The 3,331-nt window shown below is 71.7% G+C and carries 1 protein-coding gene and 1 rRNA gene; both read right to left on the bottom strand.

From position 1 onward, the window contains the following. Positions 1-366 precede the first annotated feature (366 nt). Positions 367-1,203, bottom strand: coding sequence for a hypothetical protein (locus ABZ374_RS48295; protein WP_360325148.1), 837 nt, complete (start codon positions 1,201-1,203; stop codon positions 367-369). Between the two features lie 2,035 nt (positions 1,204-3,238). After that, positions 3,239-3,331 (bottom strand): 5S ribosomal RNA (gene rrf, locus ABZ374_RS48290); the annotation flags it as partial.

The following is a 3,331-nucleotide window of genomic DNA, read 5'->3' as shown; positions in this document are numbered from 1 at the left end:
GACTTCGTGTCCCTGCGCTTCGCTCCGGGCCACGAAGTCAACGTTTTGCGGCTCCGCCGCTCTCCGCGCTGCGCGCGTCGATCGCGCGGCTCACCCATCTCGGGGGCGCTGACGCGCCGGGCCGTAGCCGCGTTCGGCGGCGTGGGGAAAGCCAAGCCGTTCCCGCAGCCGAAACCCGGATCGCGGTCGGCCAGGGGCGTGGCCGCGGGGCCGGAGCCGGCCGTCCCGGTGCCCGTAGAACCGCGGCCTCCGCGCCAAAGGCAACGGGTGGAGCGGGCAGGAACCTGCTGCGGCCCGTGGGCCAAAACGCGGGGAGGGCCCGGCACGGATGTGCCGGGCCCTCCCCGCGTCCGCCGCGCGGGCGAATCAGTCCTTCGCGTCCCCGACCGGCTCGTCACCCTCGACGACATCGGCGGCGGCAACCTCGGCCTCGGCCTCGTCGTCCGCGTCGTCGAGCTCAGCCGACTCCGTCTCCGAACCCGCGTCCGACTCCTCGACGTAGTCCTCGTCGTCCTCCGCGTCCGGGTCGAGCGCGTCCGTGAAGTCCAGGCCGTCGAGTTCCGCGACCCGCTCGGCCGCACCCGTCTCGCCCGTCGTGTCCGCCTCGGCGGCCCGACCGAACCAGTCGCGCGCCTCGTCGTCCCGGCCCACGGCCGCCAACGCGTCGGCATAAGCGAACCGCAGTCGCGCCACCCAGGGGTTGGTCGACGCCGAGTTCAGCTCCGGCACCTGCAACGTGACCACGGCCGCGTCGAGCTGGTCCAGGTCGCGACGCGCACCGGCCGCGACGATCCGCAGCTCGATCTGCGCGGCCTTGTCCAGTTCCTTGACCTCGTCCGCACCCGCCATCTGCAACGCCCGCTCCGGACGGCCCAGCCCGCGCTCGCAGTCGGCCATCACGGCCCAGTGCTCGCTCGAACCGGTCATCCGCCGAGCCGCACGCAGCTCGGACAGCGCCTCCGCATACGCACCGGCCATGTAGGCGGCGATCCCCGCCGCCTCCCGCACCGCGGCAACGCGTGACGCGAGCCGCAGCGCGACCTTGGCGTACTTGTAGGCCAGCTCCGGGTCCTCGTCGACCGTACGGCCGATCATCACCAGGTTGCGCGCGACCTCGTCCGCGAGGGTCTTGGGCAGCCCACGCAGCTCCTGGCGCGCTTCCGCACCGAGCTCCTCGGCCTGCACGTCCTCGGGGATGAACATCCGCTCGACCGGCACATAACCGGGCTCGTCCCGACGATCGAACGACGGACGCGACCCACCGCGGTCGTCCCGGTTCCCATACGACGGACGGCTGTTGCCCCGGTCCCGATCCCCGTACGAGGGACGCCCACCACGGTCGTCCCGGCTGAACGAGGACCGCGAACCCCCACGGTCGCCGTACGACGGACGCGACCCACCGCGATCGTCCCGAGCGGGCCGGTCGGAGCGCTCCGGCCGATCCGACCGGAACGGCGGACGCGACCCACCGCGATCGTCCCGAGCAGGCCGCTCCGAACGCTCCGGACGGTCCGAACGATAAGGCGTGCGCGAACCACCCACACCGCCCCGATCGTCCCGGTTGCCGAACGACGGACGCGACCCACCGCGCTCGTCCCGACCACCACTCGCCGGACGACCCGAACCCCGGTCGTCCCGACGCGGCGCCGGACGACGCTCGTGGAACGGCTGCCGCGCGCCGGGCTGACCGTTGTAGGTCGGCCGGCTGCTGGCGCCGTCCCGGTGGTCACGATCCCCGAACTCCCGCTCCTCACGAGCAGGCCGGTCCGAACGCTCGGGCCGATCCGCACGGTACGGCGCACGCGACGCACCGGCACCACCACGGTCGTCACGATTGAACGAGGGACGACGATCCCCACCGCGGTCGTCCCGGTTGAACGCAGGACGCGAACCACCGCGGTCGTCCCGATTGAATGACGGACGCCCACTACCACCGCGGTCGTCGCGCGCCGGCCGATCCGAACGAGACGGCAGACGACCACCGGCACCACCCCGGTCGTCCCGGTTCCCGAACGAGGGACGCGAGCCACCACGGTCGTCACGACCGGGCCGCTCCGAACGCTCCGGCCGGTCCGATCGGTACGGCGGACGCGAGCCACCACCGGAACGATCGTCCCGGTTGAACGACGGACGACGTTCCCCACCGCGCTCCTCGCGGAACCCGGGCCGGTCGTCACGACCGGCCGGAGGGCGACGATCCCCGCCGCGGTCGTCCCGGTTGAACGCGGGACGCGAGCCACCACGGTCGTCACGGTTGCCGTACGACGGGCGTCCACCACGGTCGTCACGGTTGAAGGGGGGACGCGAACCGCCGTCGCGGTCCTCGCGGTTCGGCCGCGAGATCGCGTGATCACCGCGCGCCCCGTAAGAGGTACGCGACTGGCCGCGGTCACGCTCGGGAGCATCCGACCGGAAGCCCGGACGCGAGTCCCCGCGGTCGTCCCGAGCAGGCCGGTCCGAACGCTCGGGCCGGTCGGAACGGTACGGCGGACGCGAGCCACCACCGGAACGATCATCACGATTGAAAGAGGGACGCGAAGCGCCACCCCGATCATCCCGACCACCCGACTGCGGACGCCCGGCGCCGCGGTCGTCCCGGTTGAACGCGGGACGCGAGCCACCCCGGTCGTCACGGTTGCCGTACGAGGGACGCGAAGCGCCGCGGTCGTCACGACCGGGCCGGTCCGAACGCTCGGGCCGGTCCGATCGGTACGGCGGACGCGAGCCACCACCGGAACGATCATCACGATTGAAAGAGGGACGCGAAGCGCCACCGCGGTCGTCCCGACCACCGGATTGCGGCCGTCCACCGGACTGGGGGCGACCTGCGCCCGCACCACGGTTGCCACCGCGATCGTCCCGGTTGAACGGCGGACGCGAACCGCCGCGATCGTCCCGGCCGCCCTGATCACGACCACCGGAAGCCGGACGGCCACCACGATCGTCACGGTTGAACGGCCGGCGATCACCGCCGCCACCGCCCCCCGAGTACTGCGATCCACCGGGACGGCGACTCGGCCGTCCCTCGGAGGGGGGATTGGACATGGGATTTGCTCCTCGTGATCGTCGTACGGGTACGCAGTCGCCTGTGGCTCGACCACCATTGTCCCGTATGACGAACGAAGTCGGCGCACCCGACAGTGGCCATGAACCTCTGCGAACAGGGGTCGCCACAGTAAATAGATCCGGATAAAAAAATAAGGGGCCCCACCGGGGTGGGGCCCCTTACTCACGTTGATTCCGGCGGCGTCCTACTCTCCCACACCCCTTCGAGTGCAGTACCATCGGCGCTGGAGAGCTTAGCTTCCGGGTTCGGAATGAGACCGGGCGT

The organism is Embleya sp. NPDC005971, assembly GCF_040629175.1.
Lineage (GTDB): Bacteria > Actinomycetota > Actinomycetes > Streptomycetales > Streptomycetaceae > Embleya.
The sequence above is the reverse complement of the archived record's forward strand: the minus strand, read 5'-3'. Positions and strand labels throughout refer to the sequence as shown.